The organism is Pseudocitrobacter sp. 2023LY-00077, assembly GCF_055796175.1.
The window spans coordinates 50,907-73,603 of record NZ_JBSPEI010000017.1; the positions used below are offsets into that span (position 1 = coordinate 50,907).

At 54.7% G+C, this 22,697-nt stretch carries 21 protein-coding genes and 1 tRNA gene; 18 read left to right on the forward strand and 4 right to left on the reverse strand.

All coding sequences use genetic code 11. From position 1 onward, the window contains the following. Positions 1–50 precede the first annotated feature (50 nt). Entirely contained in the window at positions 51–2,495 is a 2,445-nt protein-coding gene (gene fadE, locus ACWWFX_RS19855) for an acyl-CoA dehydrogenase FadE (protein ID WP_473224591.1), read from the reverse strand. A gap of 240 nt (positions 2,496–2,735) precedes the next feature. Here fadE and lpcA point away from each other — a divergent pair, with 240 nt between their 5' ends. Both lpcA and ACWWFX_RS19865 read left to right on the forward strand, forming a co-directional pair. Then, on the forward strand, positions 2,736–3,317 hold the full coding sequence (gene lpcA, locus ACWWFX_RS19860; protein ID WP_015965778.1) for a D-sedoheptulose 7-phosphate isomerase: 582 nt from the start codon (positions 2,736–2,738) through the stop codon (positions 3,315–3,317). A 42-nt stretch (positions 3,318–3,359) separates the two neighbouring features. Then, positions 3,360–4,127, forward strand: coding sequence for a class II glutamine amidotransferase (locus ACWWFX_RS19865; RefSeq protein ID WP_149464924.1), 768 nt, complete (start codon positions 3,360–3,362; stop codon positions 4,125–4,127). Here the strand turns inward: ACWWFX_RS19865 and dpaA are convergent. Continuing rightward, positions 4,098–4,838 (reverse strand): peptidoglycan meso-diaminopimelic acid protein amidase, encoded by a 741-nt coding sequence (gene dpaA, locus ACWWFX_RS19870; RefSeq protein ID WP_015965776.1) that lies wholly within the window; start codon positions 4,836–4,838, stop codon positions 4,098–4,100. The two genes, ACWWFX_RS19865 and dpaA, sit on opposite strands and share 30 nt — an antisense overlap. Positions 4,839–5,385: 547 nt before the next feature. Between dpaA and ACWWFX_RS19875 the strand changes: the two genes are divergently transcribed. The 9 genes from ACWWFX_RS19875 to ACWWFX_RS19915 all read left to right on the forward strand — a co-directional run bounded on the left by ACWWFX_RS19875 (position 5,386) and on the right by ACWWFX_RS19915 (position 13,122). Continuing rightward, positions 5,386–6,729, forward strand: a complete 1,344-nt coding sequence (locus ACWWFX_RS19875; RefSeq protein WP_473224592.1) for a Na(+)-translocating NADH-quinone reductase subunit A — start codon at positions 5,386–5,388, stop codon at positions 6,727–6,729. 3 nt (positions 6,730–6,732) lie between these two features. Beyond that, positions 6,733–7,971, forward strand: a complete 1,239-nt coding sequence (locus ACWWFX_RS19880) for an NADH:ubiquinone reductase (Na(+)-transporting) subunit B (RefSeq protein WP_473224593.1) — start codon at positions 6,733–6,735, stop codon at positions 7,969–7,971. Then, on the forward strand, positions 7,964–8,758 hold the full coding sequence (locus tag ACWWFX_RS19885; RefSeq protein ID WP_015965773.1) for a Na(+)-translocating NADH-quinone reductase subunit C: 795 nt from the start codon (positions 7,964–7,966) through the stop codon (positions 8,756–8,758). Before ACWWFX_RS19880 ends, ACWWFX_RS19885 begins: the two co-directional genes overlap by 8 nt. Then, positions 8,751–9,389: an NADH:ubiquinone reductase (Na(+)-transporting) subunit D gene (locus tag ACWWFX_RS19890; RefSeq protein WP_015965772.1), complete on the forward strand. Its 639-nt coding sequence runs from the start codon at positions 8,751–8,753 to the stop codon at positions 9,387–9,389. Before ACWWFX_RS19885 ends, ACWWFX_RS19890 begins: the two co-directional genes overlap by 8 nt. Before the next feature lie 3 nt (positions 9,390–9,392). Next, positions 9,393–9,989 carry an NADH:ubiquinone reductase (Na(+)-transporting) subunit E gene (gene nqrE / locus ACWWFX_RS19895; protein WP_015965771.1) on the forward strand — a complete coding sequence of 199 codons (597 nt, stop codon included), beginning with the start codon at positions 9,393–9,395 and terminating at the stop codon, positions 9,987–9,989. Between the two features lie 12 nt (positions 9,990–10,001). After that, entirely contained in the window at positions 10,002–11,225 is a 1,224-nt protein-coding gene (gene nqrF / locus ACWWFX_RS19900; RefSeq protein WP_015965770.1) for an NADH:ubiquinone reductase (Na(+)-transporting) subunit F, read from the forward strand. A 2-nt stretch (positions 11,226–11,227) separates the two neighbouring features. After that, positions 11,228–11,443, forward strand: coding sequence for a (Na+)-NQR maturation NqrM (nqrM, locus tag ACWWFX_RS19905; protein ID WP_188016906.1), 216 nt, complete (start codon positions 11,228–11,230; stop codon positions 11,441–11,443). 177 nt (positions 11,444–11,620) lie between these two features. After that, complete coding sequence (gene dinB / locus ACWWFX_RS19910) at positions 11,621–12,676, forward strand: DNA polymerase IV (protein WP_276223005.1); 1,056 nt, start codon at positions 11,621–11,623, stop codon at positions 12,674–12,676. Between the two features lie 2 nt (positions 12,677–12,678). Next, entirely contained in the window at positions 12,679–13,122 is a 444-nt protein-coding gene (locus ACWWFX_RS19915) for a GNAT family N-acetyltransferase (protein ID WP_473224594.1), read from the forward strand. A 38-nt stretch (positions 13,123–13,160) separates the two neighbouring features. Here the strand turns inward: ACWWFX_RS19915 and pepD are convergent, their stop codons facing one another. Next, a complete protein-coding gene (gene pepD, locus ACWWFX_RS19920) occupies positions 13,161–14,618 on the reverse strand; it encodes a cytosol nonspecific dipeptidase (RefSeq protein ID WP_473224595.1) in 1,458 nt (485 codons plus the stop codon). Between the two features lie 253 nt (positions 14,619–14,871). On the opposite strand from pepD, the gene gpt reads away from it, so the two are divergent. The 3 genes from gpt (at position 14,872) to crl (ending at position 17,140) form a co-directional block, all read left to right on the forward strand. Continuing rightward, positions 14,872–15,330 carry a xanthine phosphoribosyltransferase gene (gpt, locus tag ACWWFX_RS19925; protein ID WP_015965764.1) on the forward strand — a complete coding sequence of 153 codons (459 nt, stop codon included), beginning with the start codon at positions 14,872–14,874 and terminating at the stop codon, positions 15,328–15,330. 106 nt (positions 15,331–15,436) lie between these two features. Continuing rightward, positions 15,437–16,681 carry an esterase FrsA gene (gene frsA / locus ACWWFX_RS19930; protein ID WP_473224596.1) on the forward strand — a complete coding sequence of 415 codons (1,245 nt, stop codon included), beginning with the start codon at positions 15,437–15,439 and terminating at the stop codon, positions 16,679–16,681. A gap of 57 nt (positions 16,682–16,738) precedes the next feature. Then, entirely contained in the window at positions 16,739–17,140 is a 402-nt protein-coding gene (gene crl / locus ACWWFX_RS19935) for a sigma factor-binding protein Crl (RefSeq protein WP_276222996.1), read from the forward strand. A 182-nt stretch (positions 17,141–17,322) separates the two neighbouring features. Here the strand turns inward: crl and phoE are convergent, their stop codons facing one another. Then, positions 17,323–18,387 carry a phosphoporin PhoE gene (gene phoE, locus ACWWFX_RS19940; protein ID WP_473224597.1) on the reverse strand — a complete coding sequence of 355 codons (1,065 nt, stop codon included), beginning with the start codon at positions 18,385–18,387 and terminating at the stop codon, positions 17,323–17,325. A gap of 298 nt (positions 18,388–18,685) precedes the next feature. Here phoE and proB point away from each other — a divergent pair, with 298 nt between their 5' ends. From proB to ACWWFX_RS19960, 4 genes are all read left to right on the forward strand, one after another. Further along, positions 18,686–19,789: a glutamate 5-kinase gene (gene proB, locus ACWWFX_RS19945; protein WP_107193098.1), complete on the forward strand. Its 1,104-nt coding sequence runs from the start codon at positions 18,686–18,688 to the stop codon at positions 19,787–19,789. 10 nt (positions 19,790–19,799) lie between these two features. Further along, positions 19,800–21,053: a glutamate-5-semialdehyde dehydrogenase gene (gene proA / locus ACWWFX_RS19950; RefSeq protein ID WP_473224598.1), complete on the forward strand. Its 1,254-nt coding sequence runs from the start codon at positions 19,800–19,802 to the stop codon at positions 21,051–21,053. A gap of 115 nt (positions 21,054–21,168) precedes the next feature. Then, positions 21,169–21,244: transfer RNA gene (locus ACWWFX_RS19955), tRNA-Thr, on the forward strand. A gap of 163 nt (positions 21,245–21,407) precedes the next feature. Further along, on the forward strand, positions 21,408–22,604 hold the full coding sequence (locus ACWWFX_RS19960; protein WP_473224599.1) for a tyrosine-type recombinase/integrase: 1,197 nt from the start codon (positions 21,408–21,410) through the stop codon (positions 22,602–22,604). Positions 22,605–22,697 lie beyond the last annotated feature (93 nt).

Below are 22,697 nucleotides of genomic sequence, written 5' to 3' on the forward strand. Positions count from 1 at the left end.
CCTACGGTTCAACAGATAACAAAACGGAGCCTTTCGGCTCCGTTTTTACATTACGCTGCTTCAATCTTGCGGACTTTCTCCGGCAACTTTACCGGTTTGGTCGCCAGCGCGTCAGCGTCGAAATCATCTACGTTAATACTGCGCAGACGGCTCTCTTCAGCCTTAATCAGAATATTGGCTTCTTCCTGATCGATAAGCCCTTTCGCCAGTGCATTACGCGCCAGTTCATCCAGACGGGTAAACGGCAGGTTTTTGCCAATCTCTTTGCAGAGCCGCTGGTGGATAGGGTCCGCGGCCATCACGTCGATCAACGCTTCTTCCAGCAAACCGACCGGGTTATGTTCGCTCGGCGTCAGATACTGACCACGGCCAATACGGGAGCGCGTGGCACATGGCGTTTGCAGGATCTTCGCCACCTGATGGTCCAGCTTATCCGACGGCGCATGATAATGGCGACCGGTCGGGAAGATAACCACGCTCAGCGCACCGGCCACAAAGCGATTCGGGAAGTTTTTCAGCAAATCATCTATCGCCTGCTCTGCCTGATACAGCGCATCCTGCACGCCCCAGTGAACCAGCGGTAAATCGGCTTCGTTACGCCCTTCATCGTCATAGCGTTTCAGTACCGCAGAGGCGAGATAGAGCTGGCTCAGCACATCGCCCAGACGCGCGGAGATACGTTCACGGCGTTTCAGGCTGCCGCCAAGTACCGCCATTGACACGTCAGAGAGCAGCGCGAGGTTGGCGCTCAAACGGTTCAGATGCTGATAGTAGCGGCGCGTCTGGTCATGCGTCGGCGTGGCGCTGGTTAAGCCGCGCGTCAGGCCAAGCCAGAAGCTGCGCACTTTATTGCTGCCCACATGGCCGATGTGTTTAAACAGCAGGTTATCAAACGCTTTCTCGTCTTTGTTCTGCGCGGCGGCCATTTCATCGAGCACATACGGATGGCAGCGAATCGCGCCCTGGCCGAAGATCATCATGCTACGGGTCAGGATGTTCGCGCCCTCAACGGTGATAGCAATCGGCGCGCCCTGATAAGCACGGGCGAGGAAGTTGCCTTCGCCGAGCATAATGCCTTTACCGCCGGCGATATCCATTGCATCAATAATTGACTGCTGACCACGGTGGGTACAGTGATATTTCACAATCGCCGACAGCACCGCCGGTTTTTCGCCGAGCATAATGCCATAGGTAATTAACGATGCAGCCGCGTCCATCACGTAGGCGTTGCCGCCAATGCGTGCCAGTGGCTCTTCAATCCCTTCCATTTTACCGATGGAGACTTTGAACTGACGGCGGATATGCGCATACGCCCCGGTCGCCAGTGCGACGGATTTCACGCCGCCCGTCGAGTTCGACGGCAGGGTGATCCCACGGCCAACCGACAGACACTCAACCAGCATACGCCAGCCCTGTCCGGCCATTTTCGGGCCGCCGATGATGTAGTCGATAGGTACGAAGATATCCTGACCACGGGTCGGGCCGTTCTGGAACGGCACGTTCAGCGGGAAGTGGCGACGGCCAATTTCCACGCCTGGCGTGCTGGTCGGAATCAACGCACAGGTAATGCCCAGATTCTCTTCGCCGCCCAGCAGTTTATCCGGGTCGGTGAGTTTGAACGCCAGCCCCAGCACGGTGGCGATAGGCGCCAGCGTAATGTAGCGTTTGTTCCAGGTCAGGCGCATGCCCAGCACCTGCTCGCCCTGCCATTCACCCATGCAAACGACGCCGGTATCCGGAATGGCACCCGCATCGGAACCCGCTTCCGGGCTGGTCAGCGCAAAGCAAGGGATCTCTTGGCCACGTGCCAGGCGAGGCAGATAGTGGTTTTTCTGCTCTTCAGTACCGTAATGCTGTAACAGCTCACCCGGCCCTAATGAGTTCGGTACGCCCACGGTGATCGCCAGAATACCCGACACGCCGGAGAGTTTTTGCAGCACACGCGCCTGAGCATAAGCGGAGAACTCCAGCCCGCCGTACTCTTTCTTAATGATCATCGCAAAGAAGCGATGCTCTTTCAGATACGCCCACAGTTCCGGCGGCAGATCCGCCATTTCATGGGTAATTTCGAAGTCGTTAGCCATACGGCAGGCTTCTTCTACCGGGCCGTCGATAAACGCTTGTTCTTCCGCCGTCAGGCGCGGCTGCGGATAGTTATGCAGCTTTTTCCAGTCCGGGTTACCACGGAACAGGTCGCCTTCCCACCAGGTGGTACCGGCATCAATCGCTTCTTTCTCCGTGCGCGACATCGGTGGCATCACCTTACAGAAGGTGCGGAACACCGGCGCAGAGATCATCGCGCGGCGCATGGAAGGTACGTTGAACGGCACCAGAATAATCGCCAGCGGCACCAGCAGCCAGAGATTCCAAAGCCCTGCTGCGCCAAGTGCAGCGGTCCAGGCCAGTAATATCAGGCTGCTCAGCGTTAAGCTGACGCGGTGATAGAAGAGCACACCGAGTAAAGCAATGGTTGCAACAATACTCAAAATCATCATAGAGAAATGCTCCCTGTCTTGTAGGAGGTCTGACCACTTGTGATAGTATTGTTCTAGTTGATGTCATTTCTTTTAGCAATGTGATTACAAAATAATTACAACTCAGCTCACATTGTTGCCGCTTTCATAGGCACCAAAAATCAAAAGCCATCGGGAAGTGGTGGGCTTTAGCTTCTCGCTGCTGATGCTATCCGGTACACTGTGAAAAAGTTATTTCACCCATACTGAAGGATTATCCTCATGTACCAGGATCTTATTCGTAACGAACTGAACGAAGCGGCAGAAACGCTGGCTAACTTCCTGAAAGATGAAGCCAATATCCACGCGATTCAGCGTGCAGCGGTGCTGCTGGCCGACAGCTTCAAAGCGGGTGGTAAAGTGTTATCTTGCGGTAACGGTGGTTCCCACTGTGACGCGATGCACTTTGCTGAAGAGTTAACGGGCCGCTATCGCGAGAACCGTCCGGGCTATCCGGCGATTGCGATTTCCGATGTCAGCCACCTCTCTTGCGTGAGCAATGATTTCGGCTATGAATATGTCTTCTCTCGTTACGTCGAATCCGTAGGTCGCGCAGGCGACGTGCTGCTGGGGATCTCCACGTCGGGAAACTCCGGCAACGTGATCAAAGCGATTGAAGCGGCGCGCGCGCAGGGGATGAAAGTGATCACCCTGACCGGTAAAGACGGTGGCAAAATGGCGGGATCTGCGGATATCGAAATTCGCGTGCCGCACTTTGGCTATGCCGATCGCGTTCAGGAAATTCACATCAAAGTGATCCATATCCTGATCATGCTGATCGAAAAAGAGATGGTTAAAGCGTAAGAACGACGGGGCTTCGGCCCCGATTAGTGGTGGGGGTGTAGAATGTGTGAACTGCTCGGGATGAGCGCCAATGTGCCAACCGATATCTGCTTCAGTTTTACCGGGCTTGTTCAGCGCGGTGGCGGCACCGGCCCGCATAAAGATGGCTGGGGAATCACCTTTTACGAAGGCAAAGGGTGTCGCACATTCAAAGATCCCCACCCAAGCTACCAGTCACCTATCGCCAAACTGGTGCAGGAATATCCGATAAAATCCTGCTCGGTGGTGGCGCATATCCGTCAGGCCAACCGTGGCAACGTGGCGCTGGAAAACACTCATCCGTTTACCCGCGAACTGTGGGGACGCAACTGGACCTACGCCCACAACGGCCAACTTGACGGTTATAAATCGCTGGAAACCGGCAACTTCCGCCCGGTCGGCGAAACCGACAGTGAGAAAGCTTTTTGCTGGCTGCTGCACAAGCTCACCGAACGCTATCCGCGTACGCCAGGCAATATGCCTGCGGTATTTAAATACATTGCGACGCTCGCCGCACAACTGCGCGAAAAAGGCGTGTTCAACATGCTGTTGTCCGATGGGCGCTACGTGATGGCGTTCTGTTCCACCAACCTGTTCTGGATCACCCGTAGGGCGCCGTTTGGCGTAGCGACGCTGTTGGATCAGGACGTGGAAATTGATTTTCAGCAGGAGACGACCGCCAACGACGTGGTCACAGTGATTGCGACCCAGCCGCTGACGGGTAATGAAACCTGGCAAAAGATTATGCCAGGCGAATGGCGCTTATTTTGTCTCGGGGAGCGTGTAATTTGACACCAGCTGCGGCTGCACCACTTCGTGGCTCAGCGGCTTGCTGACGACATAGCGCCCGTCAACCACAGAAACGATAGGCGGCTTATGCGTCTGCTGGAAGTAGTCGTACCCCGGCTTTAGCTGCTGCCAGAAATCTTTATAGGTTGAGTATTTATGACGTTCCATATTGGCATCGTTCATGCGGAACGGATAAATGCTCACCTGCACGCTCTGCTGGCCGAAGACTAACGCCCCGGTCACAAACTGGAAAATCTCATCAATGCCGGAATCGGTCATCGCATAGCAACCCACCGACACACACGCGCCGTGGATCATCAAATATTTCCCTTCATAACCGTGTGCGCGGTCATAAGCATTAGGGAAACCGATGTTAATGGCTTTGTAGAAGCGGCTGTCAGGCTTCAGCTGGCTGCGCTGTACGGAGTAAAACCCTTCCGGGCTTTTGAAGTCACCCTGGCGACGTTTCGGGCCCAGGCCGCCGGAGTAATTACAGATGCGGTAGCTATCAAGGAGCTGATACGTCTCGCCCATCTTGACGTACAGGTCAAGGGCGCGCTCTTCTTTGAAGATCTGAACGTAAACCGGTGAACCCATTAACTGTTGCTTATATTCTTTACTGACCGGCGTCATCGGGCTGTTGCTGCTCAGCAACCCGGCAAATGACATGCACGGCATTAGAAGCATCGCAATGAAAAATGCGATTTTGCGCATACTACGTGTTCCTTGATAAACAAAAACCACATGCCAGGAAGGCAAGAGAGAGACAAAATCAGAGTTATCTGTCTTTAGAGCGCTCACATTAGCATCACAGCATTTTTTCGCAAGAGGGTGATTATTGTGTTTACAATTAAGTTTTCACCCGCCAGTAAAAATCACTCCATAACCCGCCTCAATATCAATAAATTGCGTACTGAAGCCACGCCGGACAAGTCATTCGCTCTCAGGCAAAAATGTCGATGCTTTGCGTAATAGCTCGCATTTTAGCGCCGAATTCAGCGGAACTGCTGCGAGCCGCAGAAATATAGTGTTAAGATTCACTAACGTTATCATTCTGGGGAAAATATGCCTTTTCTATATGGCTATCCTGTCTGATTCGTTCCTCAACGTCTGACAGACACCCTCAGGTGGTGGAAGTGTAAGAAAGGATGCGTTTCTCTCCTCATCGCCCATCATGGAATGATTCGGGGTTAATACCGCCACTCCTTTCTTTATGTATCGTTAATCACAACGCTGGCCTTAACGGATACCTGCTAACAGTATGATTAAAATAACAAAGGGTCTCGATATTCCCCTTGCGGGCGTACCCGAACAACAACGCATCGATAATGTCCCGGTGACGCGCGTCGCGGTTAAGGGCGACGATTATGTCGGCCTGCGTCCTTCAATGGCGGTGCAGGAAGGCGATCGCGTACTGAAAGGGCAACTGCTTTTCGACGATAAAAAAATTCCCGGCGTGCGCTTTACTGCGCCCGCCAGCGGCATTGTCAGCGCTATTCATCGCGGTGAGCGCCGAGTACTTCAGTCTGTCGTCATTGATATCGACGGCGATGACGCTGTTGAATTTCCCCATTTTGCCGCCGATGAACTGGCAACGCTGTCGCGCGAAACCGTTGAAGCACAACTGATTGAGTCCGGTTTATGGACTGCAATGCGTACCCGTCCTTTCAGCAAATCGCCAGCGCCGGGCACGCAGCCAGCGGCGATTTTTGTTACCGCGATGGACACCAATCCGCTGGCCGCCGATCCGCAGCCGATTATTCTTGCCCAGCGCGAAGCGTTTGACGCGGGCCTGACGCTGCTCACGCGCCTCACCGACGGAAAAGTGCACGTCTGTCAGGCGAGCGGCGGCAAGCTCGGTGGTCATCCGTGTGGGCAGGTAACGTTTAATCAGTTCACCGGGCCGCATCCGGCGGGGTTAGTGGGTACGCACATTCACTTCCTTGAGCCGGTAAGCCTCGAAAAACAGGTCTGGCACCTGAACTATCAGGATGTGATCGCTATCGGCAAACTGTTCCTCGACGGTGAGTTGTGGGTGGAGCGCGTGATTGCGCTCGGCGGGCCGCAGGTGAAACAGCCGCGCCTGCTGCGCACGCGTCTGGGCGCCTCGCTGGAGGAGCTCACACAGGGTGAATTGCTGGAAGGCGAGAACCGCGTGTTGTCCGGTTCCGTACTCAACGGCAGCCAGGCGGTTGGCCCGCAGGCATTCCTGGGGCGTTTTCATTTGCAGGTGAGCGTGCTGAAAGAAGGGCGCGAAAAAGAGCTGCTCGGCTGGGTTGCGCCGGGCCGTGACAAATTCTCCATCACCCGCACCACTATTGGCCACTTCCTGAAGCGCAAACTCTTTAATCTCTCCACCGACACTCACGGCGGCGCACGCGCGATGGTGCCGATTGGCAGCTATGAGCGCGTCATGCCGCTGGATATTTTGCCGACGATGCTGCTGCGCGACCTGCTGGCGGGCGCTTCCGACAGCTCGCAGGCGCTGGGGTGCCTGGAGCTGGATGAAGAAGATCTGGCGCTTTGTACCTACGTCTGCCCTGGGAAATATGAGTACGGCCCGGTGCTGCGCAGCGTGTTAACCCAAATTGAGCAGGAAGGATAAGTGATGGGCTTAAAGCATCTGGTCGAAAAACTTGAGCCGCACTTTACCCACGGCGGCAAGCTGGAAAAATATTATCCCCTGTATGAGGCGGCAGCGACGCTGCTGTATACGCCGGGGCAGGTAACGAAGGGCGCGGCGCACGTGCGCGACGCCATCGACCTCAAACGCATGATGATTCTGGTCTGGTTTGCGGTCTTCCCGGCGATGTTCTGGGGAATGTACAGCGTCGGTCTGCAAACCATCCCGGCGCTGCATAAACTGTACGGCGCAGAACAGCTTCAGCAGGTGATTGCCGCAAACTGGCACTACAGCCTTGCGCAGGCGTTGGGCGTAAGTTTCGCCCCTGACGCCGGCTGGCTCAGTATGATGACGCTGGGCGCGGTCTTCTTTGTGCCGATTTACGCCACCGTATTCCTGGTGGGCGGTTTCTGGGAAGTGCTGTTCGCGATAATTCGCAAGCATGAAGTCAACGAAGGCTTCTTCGTCACCTCCATTCTGTTCGCGCTGATTGTTCCGCCCACCCTGCCGCTCTGGCAGGCGGCGTTGGGCATCTCTTTCGGCGTGGTGATCGCCAAAGAGATCTTCGGCGGCACCGGGCGCAACTTCCTCAACCCGGCGCTGGCCGGGCGCGCGTTTCTGTTCTTTGCTTATCCGGCGCAAATCTCCGGCGACCTGGTATGGACGGCGGCGGACGGTTTCTCCGGCGCGACGCCGCTCTCTCAATGGGCGAGCCACGGCGGTGAAACGCTGGTCAACGTCGCGACCGGGCAGCCGGTCACGTGGATGGACGCTTTCCTCGGCAACATTCCCGGTTCAATTGGTGAAGTCTCGACGCTGATGATTTTGCTCGGCGGAGCCATCATCATCTACGGGCGCGTTGCCTCCTGGCGCATTGTCGCCGGGGTGATGCTCGGCATGATAGCCAGCGCCACGCTATTCAACGTTGTGGGTTCCGACACCAACCCGATGTTCGCCATGCCGTGGTACTGGCATCTGGTGCTCGGCGGTTTCGCGTTCGGCATGATGTTTATGGCGACCGACCCCGTCTCGGCGTCGTTTACCGATAAAGGGAAGTGGTGCTACGGCGCGTTGATTGGCGTGATGTGCGTGCTTATTCGCGTGGTAAACCCGGCCTATCCGGAAGGGATGATGCTGGCGATTCTGTTCGCCAACCTCTTTGCGCCGCTGTTTGACTACCTGGTGGTGCAGGCCAACATTAAGCGGAGGAAGTCGCGTGGCTGAAGTTAAAAGTAACGATAGCATCGGTAAAACGTTGCTGGTGGTACTGGTGCTCTGCCTGGTGTGTTCCATCGTAGTGGCGGGCTCAGCGGTTGGGTTGAAATCGCGCCAGCAGGAACAGCGCGCGCTCGATAAACAGCGCAATATTCTCGCCGTCGCCGGGTTGATGCAGCAGGGCATGTCTACCGACGATGTGGCCGATATCTTTAGTGAACGCATCACCCCGCGTCTGCTGGATTTGAAAACCGGCAACCTGCTTGATAGCGACCCGGCGTCATTCAATCAGGCGCTGGCGCTGAAAGACCCGGAGCAAAGCGTTCAGCTCGACGCCCATGACGATCCGGCGGGCATTAAACGTCGCAGCAACGTGGTGGAAATCTATCTGGTCAAAGACGCTCAGCAAAAGGTACAGGAAATTGTGCTGCCGGTTTATGGAAACGGGCTGTGGTCGATGATGTACGCCTTTGTGGCGCTGGATACGGATGGCCGCACGGTGAAGGGCATCACCTATTACGACCAGGGCGAAACCCCGGGGCTGGGCGGTGAAATTGAAAACCCGAACTGGCGCGCGCAGTTTATCGGCAAAAAAGTGCTCGATGATAATGGCCGACCGGCGTTGAGAGTGGTGAAAGGCGGGGCCCGTCAGGGTGATGAATACGCGGTGGATGGCCTCTCCGGCGCCACGTTAACCGCTAATGGCGTACAGCATAGTTTTGATTTCTGGATGGGCGACCTCGGTTTTGGTCCGTTCCTGAAACAGGTTCGTGAAGGAGTGCTGAATAATGGCTGAACAGGGCGATATGAAAGAAGTGAAGCGCGTGCTGGTGGGGCCGTTGATTGCCAACAACCCGATTGCGCTTCAGGTCCTCGGCGTCTGCTCGGCGCTGGCGGTGACCACGAAACTGGAAACCGCATTTGTGATGACTATCGCGGTAACGCTGGTCACGGCGTTTTCGAGCATGTTTATCTCGATGATCCGCCACCATATTCCAAACAGCGTGCGCATCATCGTGCAGATGGCGATCATCGCTTCGCTGGTGATCGTCGTCGATCAGCTGCTACGCGCCTTCGCTTATGAGATCTCAAAACAGCTCTCGGTCTTCGTCGGCCTGATCATCACCAACTGCATCGTGATGGGGCGCGCGGAAGCCTATGCCATGAAAGCGCCACCGCTGGCGAGCTTTATGGACGGCATCGGCAACGGCCTGGGCTACGGTGCGATCCTGATGATTGTCGGCTTCCTGCGCGAGCTTATCGGTAGCGGAAAACTGTTTGGCATTACGATTCTGCAAACGGTGCAAAACGGCGGCTGGTACCAGCCAAACGGCCTGTTCCTGTTAGCGCCGAGCGCCTTTTTCATCATCGGCCTGCTGATCTGGGCGCTTCGCACCTGGAAGCCAGAACAGCAGGAGAAGGAGTAACCGATGGCTCACTATATCAGCCTCTTTGTCCGCGCCGTCTTTATTGAAAACATGGCGCTGGCGTTCTTCCTGGGGATGTGTACGTTCCTTGCGGTATCGAAAAAAGTCTCGACCGCGTTTGGTCTTGGTGTTGCCGTAACTCTGGTACTGGGTATTTCTGTCCCGGCGAACAACCTCGTCTACAACCTGGTGCTGCGCGACGGCGCGTTGATGGACGGTGTGGATCTCAGCTTCCTGAGTTTTATCACCTTTATCGGCGTGATAGCCGCGCTGGTGCAAATCCTCGAGATGATCCTCGATAAATACTTCCCGGCGCTGTATACCGCGTTGGGGATCTTCCTGCCGCTTATCACCGTGAACTGCGCCATCTTCGGCGGCGTGTCGTTTATGGTTCAGCGCGACTATAACTTTGGCGAATCCATCGTCTACGGTTTTGGCTCCGGCATCGGCTGGATGCTGGCGATTGTCGCCATGGCTGGTCTTCGCGAAAAAATGAAATACTCAAACGTGCCTGCGGGGCTACAGGGCTTAGGGATCACCTTTATCACCACCGGTTTGATGGCGCTTGGCTTTATGTCGTTCTCCGGCGTGCAGCTATAAGGGGCGAAGAAAATGGAAATTATACTTGGCGTGGCCATGTTCACCCTCATCGTACTGGCGCTGTCGGTGCTGATCCTGTTTGCCAAATCGAAACTGGTGAATTCGGGCGATGTGGTGATTGAAATCAACAACGAAGCCGACCGACAGATCCGCACGCCGGCGGGCGACAAGCTGCTGAATACGCTCTCCAGCAACGGGATTTTCGTCTCTTCCGCCTGCGGTGGCGGCGGTTCCTGCGGCCAGTGCCGCGTGAAAATTAAAGAAGGTGGCGGTGACATCCTGCCGACCGAACTGGCGCATATCACCAAACGCGAAGCCAAAGAGGGCTGCCGTCTGGCGTGTCAGGTGGCGGTGAAGCAGGACATGAAAATTGAACTGCCGGAAGAGATCTTTGGCGTCAAAAAATGGGAATGCGAGGTTATCTCAAATGATAACAAAGCGACGTTTATCAAAGAGCTGAAGCTGGCGATCCCGGAAGGCGAGGTCGTACCGTTCCGCGCGGGGGGCTATATTCAGATTGAATGTCCATCGCATAAGGTTGCGTACGCCGATTTTGACGTGCCTGATGAGTACCGTTCCGACTGGGATAAATTCAATCTTTTCCGTTACGTTTCCGAGGTTAAAGAACCGACGGTGCGCGCCTACTCCATGGCGAACTATCCGGAAGAGAAGGGCATCATCATGCTCAACGTGCGTATTGCCACGCCGCCGCCGAGCGTGCCGGATGCGCCACCGGGGATTATGTCCTCTTACATCTGGTCGCTGAAAGCGGGCGATAAAGTGACGATTTCCGGGCCGTTTGGCGAGTTCTTTGCCAAAGACACGGACGCCGAAATGGTCTTTATCGGTGGCGGCGCGGGGATGGCACCGATGCGCTCGCACATTTTTGACCAGCTTAAACGCCTGCACAGCAAGCGGAAAATCAGCTTCTGGTACGGTGCACGTTCGCTGCGCGAAATGTTCTATCAGGACGAATTCGAACAGCTGGCGCGTGACAACCCGAACTTCACCTTCCACATCGCGCTATCGGACGCGCTGCCGGAAGACAACTGGACGGGTTACACGGGCTTTATCCATAATGTTCTGTATGAAAACTACCTGCGTGACCATCCGGCCCCGGAAGATTGTGAGTTCTATATGTGCGGGCCGCCGATGATGAACGCGGCGGTCATCAAAATGCTCAAAGACCTGGGCGTGGAAGATGAAAACATCATGCTCGATGATTTTGGAGGCTGATGATGCTCACGGTATTTCTGGCGACATTTGCGATTTTTGCGCTGGTGATCCTCGGCATGTCGCTGGGGTACATCATTAAGCGTAAAAGTATCCAGGGCAGCTGCGGCGGGATTACCTCGCTGGGGCTGGAGAAAGTCTGCGACTGCCCGGAGCCCTGTGATGCGCGCAAAAAGCGCATGGCGCGCGAAGCGTTGCAACAGCAGAAGAGGATTTTGTAAACCCTCGCAAGCTGCGTACATTAATGCCCGGTGGCGCTTCGCTTACCGGGCCTACCTATCACTCGAGCAGTAGGCCGGATCAGGCGTAGCCGTCATCCGGCAATGCAGACTGTTTTCTCTCTTCTCACGCCCTCTAATTATACTGTATACTTGTCCAGTAACATCCGGGGGCTATGTATGCGCAAAATTATCCACGTCGATATGGACTGCTTCTTCGCAGCGGTAGAGATGCGCGATAATCCTGCGCTGCGCGACATCCCCATCGCCATTGGCGGCAGCCGTGAACGACGCGGCGTCATCAGCACCGCCAACTACCCGGCGCGGAAATTCGGCGTACGTAGCGCAATGCCCACCGGCATGGCGCTTAAGCTTTGCCCGCACCTCACGCTTTTACCAGGCCGTTTTGACGCCTACAAAGAAGCCTCTGAGCACATCCGTGAAATCTTCTCTCGCTACACCTCGCTGATTGAACCCTTGTCGCTGGATGAAGCCTATCTCGACGTCAGCGACAGCGTGCACTGCCATGGTTCTGCCACGCTTATTGCGCAGGAAATTCGGCAGACTATCTTCAACGAATTGCATCTCACGGCTTCCGCAGGCATCGCCCCGGTAAAGTTTCTCGCCAAAATCGCCTCCGATCTCAACAAACCCAACGGCCAGTTTGTTCTCACACCCGCCGACGTTCCCGCGTTCCTGAAAACATTGCCGCTGGAAAAAATCCCCGGCGTCGGCAAAGTTTCGGCTGCGAAGCTCGAAAGTATGGGGCTGAAAACCTGCGAAGACGTGCAGAAAAGCGATCTCGCCATGCTGTTGAAACGCTTTGGTAAATTTGGCCGCATATTATGGGAACGCAGCCAGGGCATTGATGAGCGCGCCATCAATAACGAACGGCTGCGAAAATCGATCGGCGTGGAACGCACGCTGGCGGAAGATATTCACGACTGGTCAGCGTGTGAAGCGATTATCGAACGTCTCTACCCGGAGCTGGAGCGACGGCTGGCGAAGGTCAAACCCGACCTGCTGATTGCCCGCCAGGGCGTGAAACTCAAATTTAATGACTTCCAGCTCACGACTCAGGAACACGTCTGGCCGCGTCTGAACAAAGAAGACCTGATCGCCACCGCCTACAAAACCTGGCACGAACGCCGTGCCGGGCGCGGTGTCCGGCTGGTGGGGCTGCACGTTACGCTGCTTGATCCACAACTTGAAAGACAACTGGTGTTAGGACTTTAATCATGAACATTCGCCCCTGGCAGCCGCATGAACTGCCGCAACTGAGCCAGATTTTCCTGCGCGCGGTCCACGAAACCGCCAGTCAGCACTATTCCCCCGCGCAAATTGCCGCCTGGGGTCAGGTGGATGATGTGCAGTGGCGGCAGAAATTAGCCTCTTCCGTGGTGCTGGTAGCAGAGGTTGACGGCAAGGTTGTCGGTTTTATCACCGCCGCTGGGCATTACATCGACCTGCTTTTTGTCTCGCCAGATTACGCGCGGCAAGGGATTGCCGGGGCGCTGTTACGAGCATTGCTGGCGAAAATGCTACCGGGAAAAGTGACCGTTGCGGCGAGCATTACGGCAAAACCGTTCTTTGAAGGTCAGGGATTTGTGCTGGTGCGCGAGCAAAATGTTGAGGCGCGGGGAGAGTGGTTTATTAATTACCTGATGGCGCGAGAGGTATAAAAAAGCCGGGCAGTGATTGCCGCCCGGCTTAACGGATATTACTTCGCCGGAATCGCTTTCAGCAGTTCAGTCAGCAGCGTCCAGTAGTGGCCCACGCTTTCGATATGAACCTGCTCATCCGGGGAGTGCGGGCCCGTAATGGTTGGCCCGATGGAGACCATGTCCATTTCCGGATACGGTTTTTTGAACAGACCGCACTCCAGACCTGCGTGGATAACCTGAATGTTCGGCGTCTTGTTGAACAGACGCTGATAGGTTTCGCGTACCAGATGCATCACCGGAGAGTTTGCGTCCGGCTGCCAGCCAGGGTAGCTGCCTTTGGCTTCGGTTTTCGCGCCAGCCAGTTTACCCAGTGAATCCAGCATGCTGACCACATATTCTTTACCGGTGTCGATAAGCGAACGAATCAGGCAGTGGATTTCCACGTTGTCGTCAGTCATAGTCACAACGCCGACGTTCAGAGAGGTTTCAACCACGCCTTTTGCCACGTCAGAGTTGCGGATCACACCGTTCGGCGTAGCGTTCAGCAGGCGGACGAAAGCATCGCGAGACTGCGCGGTCAGCGCGGCTTTATCGTTGCTGACGGACTCCAGCAGCACGGTCAGGTTCTTCTCTTTCTCAGCCAGCTCGTTTTTCAGGATATCCTGATATTGGCCAACCAGCGCTTTCAGCGATTCTACTTTATCCGCCGCCACGGCAATGGTAGAGAAGGCTTCACGCGGAATGGCGTTACGCAGCGTACCACCGTTGAAATCAACCAGACGCAGATCCAGCTCTTCCGCGTGTCCTGCCAGGAAACGTACCAGCAGTTTGTTGGCGTTGCCCAGGCCGACGTGAATTTCGCCGCCGGAGTGGCCGCCTTTCAGGCCTTTCAGCGTCAGCTTAAAGCTCTGGAAGCCTGCCGGAATGGCTTCGCGATCGAGGTGCAGGTTGGAGGTAAAATCGATACCGCCCGCGCAACCCATGTAGATTTCACCCTCTTCTTCAGAGTCGGTGTTAATCAGGATATCCGCCTGTAACCAGTTGGCTTTCAGGCCGAACGCGCCGTCCATCCCGGCTTCTTCGGTCATGGTCAGCAGCACTTCCAGCGGGCCGTGCTCAACGTTATCGTCAGCCAGCACCGCCAGCGCGGAAGCCATACCGATACCGTTGTCGGCGCCCAGCGTGGTACCGCGGGCTTTCACCCACTCGCCATCGATATACGGCTGGATTGGATCTTTAGTGAAGTCATGAACGGTATCGTTATTTTTCTGCGGCACCATATCGAGGTGCGCCTGCAGAACGACCGGTTTGCGGTTTTCCATTCCGGCGGTTGCGCCTTTACGAATCAGAATGTTACCGACTTCGTCGCGTTCCGTATGGAAACCTTTTTCTTTCGCCCAGCCGATGATGTGTTCAGCAAGTTGCTCTTCGTGATAAGACGGGTGAGGAATAGAACAAATTTTGGCAAAAATATCCCACAGCGGTTGCGGGGAGAGTTGAGACAGTTCCGACACGATGAGTCTCCTTACGGCGTTATGCATCTGGAATAAGAGTAATAAATAGCGAAACAGACACCACAAGCTGCGCTTGCGAGATAGGGTCGAGAATACCACTTTCTGTCTTCTCTGGTAGAACAAACCACGGAAAAAGAGGGGCAGAGTGCCCTTAAGGCTGGTTTTTAGTGCGTCAGATCTCTATAATCTCGCGCAACCTATTTCCCCCTTGAACACTTTTTAAGCCGTATAACACAGGCTGGGATATTTTCACATGAGCGAAAAATACGTCGTCACCTGGGACATGTTGCAGATTCACGCCCGCAAACTGGCAAGCCGTCTGTTACCTGTTGAACAGTGGAAAGGCATCATTGCCGTTAGTCGTGGGGGTCTGGTACCAGGCGCTCTGCTGGCACGTGAACTGGGCATTCGTCATGTTGATACCGTTTGCATCTCCAGCTACGACCACGACAACCAGCGCGAGCTGACCGTCCTGAAACGCGCTGAAGGCGACGGTGAAGGCTTTATCGTAATCGACGACCTGGTTGATACCGGCGGCACCGCAGTGGCTATCCGCGAAATGTATCCTAAAGCACACTTCGTCACCATCTTCGCTAAACCGGCAGGTCGCCCGCTGGTTGACGATTATGTGATTGATATTCCGCAGGATACCTGGATTGAACAGCCGTGGGATATGGGCGTGGTCTTCGTACCGCCTATTGCTGGCCGTTAATCCCTGCAATAAATGCGATTCCAGCGCCCGGCAATGCCGGGCGTTGTTTTTTTTACTGCCCGGCGCGGTACAATAGTCCAAAGCTCGTATTCATGGAGATCATGCGATGTCAGAGGCGAATCTTAGCGAAACCCTGTTCAAACCGCGTTTCAAACACCCTGAAACCTCCACGCTGGTGCGTCGATTCAACCCGGGGAGCGATCCTGCGGTGCAGTCTGCGCTTGACGGTAAAACCGTCCCACACTGGTATCGCATGATTAACCGCCTGATGTGGATCTGGCGCGGTATCTCGCCGCAGGAAATTCTTGATGTGCAGGCGCGCATCGTGATGAGCCAGGCCGAGCGCACCGACGAAGGCATGCTTGATACGGTAGTCGGCTATCGCGGCGGCAACTGGATCTACGAGTGGTCAACCCAGGCGATGCAGTGGCAGCAAAAAGCGACGCAGGAAGATGATCCGCTGCTCAGCGGCCGCCACTGGCTACATGCGTCCAATCTCTACAGCATTGCGGCTTATCCGCATCTGAAAGGCGACGATCTCGCTGAACAGGCGCAGGTGCTGGCCAATCGCGCTTACGCCGAAGCGGCTAAACGTCTGCCGGGTGAAATGCGTGAGCTGGACATTCCTGTTCCAGGCGGATCGCCGGTCAGCGCATTCCTGCACATGCCAAAAGGCGACGGCCCGTTCCCGACGGTGCTGATGTGCGGCGGGCTCGACGGCCTGCAAATTGATTACTACAGCTTATATGAACACTACTTCGCGCCGCTGGGCATTGCCATGCTCACCCTGGATATGCCGTCGATTGGCGGTTCATCGAAGTGGAAGCTCACTCAGGACTCCAGCCAGCTGCATCAGCACTTACTGCGCGAACTGCCGAACATTCCGTGGGTCGATCACACGCGCGTTGCGGCGTTTGGCTTCCGCTTCGGTGCGAACGTGGCGGTGCGCCTGGCGTATCTCGAATCTCAGCGCCTGCGCGGCGTGGCATGCCTGGGCCCCATCGTTCACTGCCTGTTGAACGATCCGCTGCGTCAGGGCCGCGTGCCGGAAATGTATCTTGATGTGCTGGCTTCGCGTCTGGGCATGCATGATGCCTCTGATGAAGCGCTGCGTATCGAACTCAATCGCTACTCGCTGAAAACACAGGGCTTGCTGGGCCGCCGTTGCCCCACACCGATGCTGTCTGGCTACTGGAATAACGATCCGTTCAGCCCGGAAGAGGAGTCGCGCCTTATCGTTTCCTCCTCGTCAGAGGGTAAACTTCTGAACGTGCCGTTTAACCCGGTGTACCGCAATTTTGACAAAGCACTGAAAGAAATTGCAGGGTGGATCAATAATAGATTTAGTTAATAGATTGCTAAATTTTATTGATTTGGTAAAACAGTTGCATCACCAAAGGAGATCGCAATGACGTTACCGAGTGGACACCCGAAGAGCAGACTGATTAAAAAACTCACTGCGCTAGGCCCTTACATCCGTGAGGAGCAGTGTGAAGAGAACCGCTTCTTTTTCGATTGCCTTGCTGTATGTGTGAACGTTAAGCCAGCGCCTGAAAGCCGTGAATTCTGGGGATGGTGGATGGAAATGGAAGCGCAGGCGGACCGTTTCACCTACAGCTACCAGTTTGGTCTGTTCAATAAAGATGGCAAATGGCAGGCGACGGCGATTAACGATCCTGAAATTAATGAGCGCGTAGAGCAAACGTTACGCGGGTTTCACGAACGAGCACGCGAGTTACTGGCAACATTAGACCTGAAGCTGGAACCGGCAGAAGGTTTTGACGACGAGCCGATGCGTTTATCTGCTTAAGGCGATGAGAGTATGCCGGATGCGCTTCGCTTATCCGGCAACGGTGCCGAACTGCGCCTGATGGCGCTTCGCTTATCAGGCCTACGGATCGGTAGGCCGGATAAGGCGTTTACGCCGCATCCGGCACATACAAAGCGCACGTTGTCAGCAATATGAGCCCACCTGATTAGGCGGGCTTTTTATCAGAACTGGTAAGTCATCCCCAGCGCGACGATATCATCGTCGTTGATACCGAGTTTATTATCGCTTTTCAGCTGGTTGATGCGGTAATCAACAAACGCGGACATGTTTTTGTTGAAGTAATAGGTCGCACCCACATCAATATAATTTACCAGGTCTTCACTGCCGACGTTCTCAATATCTTTGCCTTTAGATAAGACATAACCCAGCGATGGGCGGAGGCCGTTATCGAACTGATACTGTGCGACGACCTCAAAGTTTTGTGCTTTATTAGCAAACCCACCTGAAATCGGTGTCATGTTGCGGGTTTCAGAATAGAACGTCGCCAGATAAATATTATTGGCGTCATATTTCAGGCCCGTAGCCCACGCTTCCGCTTTATTACCCTGACCACGCGGGGCAAGGGCGATATTTTGCTGGTCCGCCGTACGATCGGAAGACGTGTACGCGCCGCTGATGGCGAAATCGCTGCCGCCAAAGTCATAAGCCAGTGAGGTGCCAAAACCGTCGCCGTTTTGTTTCTTCACGTCGCGGTTTTCGTTTTTCCCTTGATATTGCAGGGTTAAATCAAGGCCATCTACCACCCCGAAGAAATCGGTATTGCGATAGGTCGCCAGGCCGCTGGCGCGTTTGGTCATAAAGTTATCGGTTTGCGCTGAAGAGTCACCGCCGAATTCCGGGAACATATCGGTCCAGGCTTCAACGTCATACAGTGCGCCCAGGTTACGACCATAATCGAAAGAACCGAAATTTTTCAATTTCAGACCGGCAAAGGCCAGACGTGTTTTTTGTGTAGAATCACTTTCGGTTTTATTGCCGGAGAATTCAGATTCCCAACGGCCATAGCCGGTTAAATCTTCATTAATCTGCGTTTCACCTTTAATACCAAAACGTACATAAGTCTGATCACCATCTTTGCTATCATAATCACTGATATAATGCATGGCCTTTACTTTGCCGTATACATCCAGTTTATTGCCATTCTTGTTATACACCTCAGCCGCCTGTACTGCGGAAGTGGTGGTTAACGCGCTAATCATCATTAATGCCAGAGTGCTTTTTTTCATTTCCATTTCCTGATTTTTTAATAAGACAAAATTTATAAAAATGTATCCAGACGAAAAAACAGGAAGGGTTGTAACGTTTCTCAATGAAAGATTTATGACAATGTCAGGAGAATGTCAGAATTATATTAAAAAAGTGCCGTTAATTAGATTTGTCATAAAAGCGTCAAAACGTGCGGTTAAGCTTACTGATCGCGCGCAATAAAATCCCTCGCTTTCCGCGCTGCCTGTTGGCAAGCGGGCTGACTCCTGATAAAACGTGAACCTGGTTTCATTTTTTCACTTTTAACGGCAGAGAATCATGAGTGATAGTCAGACGCTGGTGGTCAAACTGGGCACCAGTGTTTTAACGGGCGGATCGCGCCGCCTGAATCGCGCGCATATCGTTGAACTGGTTCGCCAGTGTGCTCAGCTTCACGCGGCCGGGCATCGAATTGTCATTGTAACGTCAGGAGCAATTGCCGCCGGGCGTGAGCATCTGGGTTACCCTGAACTGCCCGCGACTATCGCTTCGAAACAACTGCTGGCCGCTGTCGGCCAGAGCCGCCTCATTCAGCTGTGGGAACAACTGTTCTCTATTTACGGTATTCACGTCGGGCAGATGCTGCTGACCCGTGCGGATATGGAAGACAGAGAACGTTTTCTCAACGCGCGCGATACCCTGCGCGCGCTGCTCGATAACAATATCGTGCCGGTGATTAACGAGAACGACGCGGTCGCCACCGCTGAAATTAAAGTCGGCGATAACGACAACCTGTCTGCGCTGGCGGCGATTCTGGCCGGTGCCGACAAACTGCTGCTGCTGACCGATCAACAGGGCCTCTTCACCGCCGACCCGCGCAGCAATCCGGATGCCAAACTGATTACCGATGTACACGGCATTGATGATGCGCTGCGCGCCGTTGCGGGCGACAGCGTCTCTGGCCTCGGCACAGGCGGAATGGGCACCAAATTGCAGGCTGCCGATGTCGCCTGCCGCGCCGGTATTGAAACCATTATCGCCGCAGGCAGCCGCCAGGGTGTGATTGGCGACGTGATGGCGGAAGTCTCCGTCGGTACGCGCTTCCACGCGCAGGACACGCCGCTGGAGAACCGTAAACGCTGGATCTTCGGCGCACCGCCCGCAGGTGAAATTACCGTCGATGAAGGCGCAACCTCCGCTATTCTGGAACGCGGAAGTTCATTACTTCCAAAAGGCATTAAAAACGTGACGGGTAATTTCTCCCGTGGTGAAGTGATCCGCATCCGCAGCCTTGAAGGGCGGGATATCGCGCACGGCGTTAGCCGTTATAACAGCGATGCGCTGCGCCTTATTGCCGGACACCACTCACAGCAAATCGATGCTATTCTCGGCTATGAGTACGGCCCGGTTGCCGTCCATCGTGACGATATGATCACCCGCTAAGGAGTTCACCATGCTCGAACAAATGGGCATTGCTGCCAAACAGGCTTCTTATAAGCTGGCGCAGCTATCGAGCCGTGAAAAGAATCAGGCTCTGGAAAAAATTGCTGATTATCTGGAAACATTCAGCGCAGAGATCCTCGACGCTAACCAGCAGGATCTGGCTGACGCGCGCGCCAACGGCCTGAGCGAGGCGATGCTCGACAGGCTGGCGCTCACCCCGGCGCGTCTCTCCGCCATCGCCAGCGATGTGCGCCAGGTTTGCACGCTCGCCGATCCGGTAGGGCAGGTGATTGACGGTGGGCTGCTCGACAGCGGCCTGCGCATTGAACGTCGACGCGTCCCGCTCGGCGTGATTGGCGTGATTTATGAAGCGCGCCCGAACGTCACCGTTGACGTCGCCAGCCTGTGCCTGAAAACCGGCAACGCGGCGATCCTGCGTGGCGGGAAAGAGACACATCGCACCAACGCCGCCACGGTGAAGGTCATCCAAAAAGCGTTGCAGGAGTGCGGCTTACCAGCGGGCGCCGTTCAGGCGATCGACAACCCGGACCGCGCGCTGGTCAGCGAAATGCTGCGCATGGATAAATACATCGACATGCTGATCCCACGCGGCGGCGCAGGGCTGCATAAACTGTGCCGCGAACAATCGACGATCCCGGTGATCACCGGCGGGATTGGCGTGTGTCATATCTATGTGGATGACACGGCTGAAATTGAACCGGCGCTGAAAATCATCGTCAACGCCAAAACCCAGCGCCCAAGCACCTGTAACACGGTGGAAACACTGCTGGTGCATCAGAATATCGCGGAACGTTTCCTGCCCGCGCTGAGCAAGCAGATGGCGCAGAGCGGCGTGACGCTGCACGCGGCAGACAACGCCATGGCGCTGTTAAAAGCGGGCCCGGCGCAGGTTGTGGCGGTGAAAGCGGAAGAGTTCGATAACGAATTCCTGTCGCTGGATCTTAACGTGAAGGTAGTGGCTGGTCTGGACGACGCTATCGCCCACATCCGCGAGCACGGTACCCAGCACTCCGACGCCATCCTGACGCGCACCCTGAGCAACGCCAACCGCTTCGTCAACGAGGTCGACTCCTCGGCAGTCTACGTGAACGCCTCCACGCGCTTCACTGACGGCGGCCAGTTCGGCCTGGGCGCAGAAGTGGCCGTCAGCACGCAAAAACTGCACGCGCGCGGCCCAATGGGCCTCGAAGCGCTGACCACCTACAAGTGGGTTGGCTTCGGTGACGATACCATTCGTGCCTAATTAAAGCCGGGTGATGCAAAAGTAGCCATTTGATTCTCAAGGCCATTGACGCATCGCCCGGTTAGTTTTAACCTTGTCCACCGTGATTCGCACTCGTGAACATGTCCTTTTCAGGGCCGATATAGCTCAGTTGGTAGAGCAGCGCATTCGTAATGCGAAGGTCGTAGGTTCGACTCCTATTATCGGCACCATTTCAAACTCTTCCCAAGTCTACCGAAATCAACTTAAAGCCCGTATACTGCGGTTTCTGGCCCGTATTTTATCTCCTGTTATCAACAGGACTCAACCGGAATCAAGTCACAGTTGGGGGCATAAGTGGGGGCATTCTGTGTTCGGTCCAGGGAGATGCCCCCAATGAAGCTTAATGCACGACAGGTAGATGCTGCTAAACCCAGAGAGAAAGCCTACAAGCTGGCTGATGGCGCTGGTTTGTATCTTGAAGTCGTTCCCTCTGGTTCTCGATACTGGCGAATGAAATATCGCTTCAATGGAAAAGAGAAGCGTATGGCTTTTGGGGTCTATCCGGCAGTGTCTCTTGCACAAGCGAGGGCACTGCGTGATGAAGCCAAGAAAAAGCTGGCCGAGGGTATCGATCCATCGTTTGCCAAGAAAGAAGAAAAGCTGGTTCGCGATGTGCAGCTCAATAATACGTTTCAGGCAGTGGCGCTTGAATGGCACGGAACGAAGGTGAGCCGGTGGTCAGAAGGCTATGCCTCCGACATTATCGAAGCTTTCAATAAAGATATTTTCCCCTATATCGGCCAACTGCCGGTGAATAACATCAAGCCTTTGGTTCTGCTGAATGTGCTGCGTCGAATGGAAAGCCGTGGCGCGACAGAGAAGGCTAAGAAGGTTCGCCAGCGCTGCAGCGAAGTCTTTCGTTACGCCATCGTTACTGGCCGTGCGGAATACAATCCTGCGGCGGATCTAACCAGCGCGATGTCAGGACATGAATCGAAGCATTATCCCTTCCTTACAGTTGAGGAGTTACCAGACTTTTTTAAAGCTCTCGCAGGCTACACAGGAAGCCCGTTAGTTGTTCTTGCCGCTCGTTTGCTGATCCTTACGGGAGTTCGTACTGGTGAGCTCCGAGGTGCTTTCTGGAGTGAATTTGATCTTGAGAAAGCAGTGTGGGAAATTCCTGCCGACCGAATGAAGATGAAACGGCCTCACCTTGTCCCCCTCTCTACCCAAGCGCTGGAAATCGTACAGCAGCTCAAAGTAATGTCCGGGCAATATCCACTGGTGTTCCCTGGACGTAATGATCCCCGCAAGACGATGAGTGAAGCGAGTATTAATCAGGTGTTTAAGCGGATTGGATATACGGGGAAGGTAACGGGGCATGGTTTCCGTCACACGATGAGTACGATTTTGCACGAGGAAGGGTTCAATACGGCATGGATTGAAACCCAGCTTGCGCATGTCGATAAGAATGCGATTCGTGGGACGTACAACCATGCGTTGTATCTGGAAGGGCGGAGGGAGATGATGCAGTGGTATGCGGATTACATTGATAACATTGGTAAATTTAATCTAATCATAGCATCATAATTTCACCTACAAACTTAGCTACTTATTCGTTAGATAGAATGAAAACACAAGCTGAACTCCTCTAAACGGAGGGGTTCAATAACAGAAAATTTC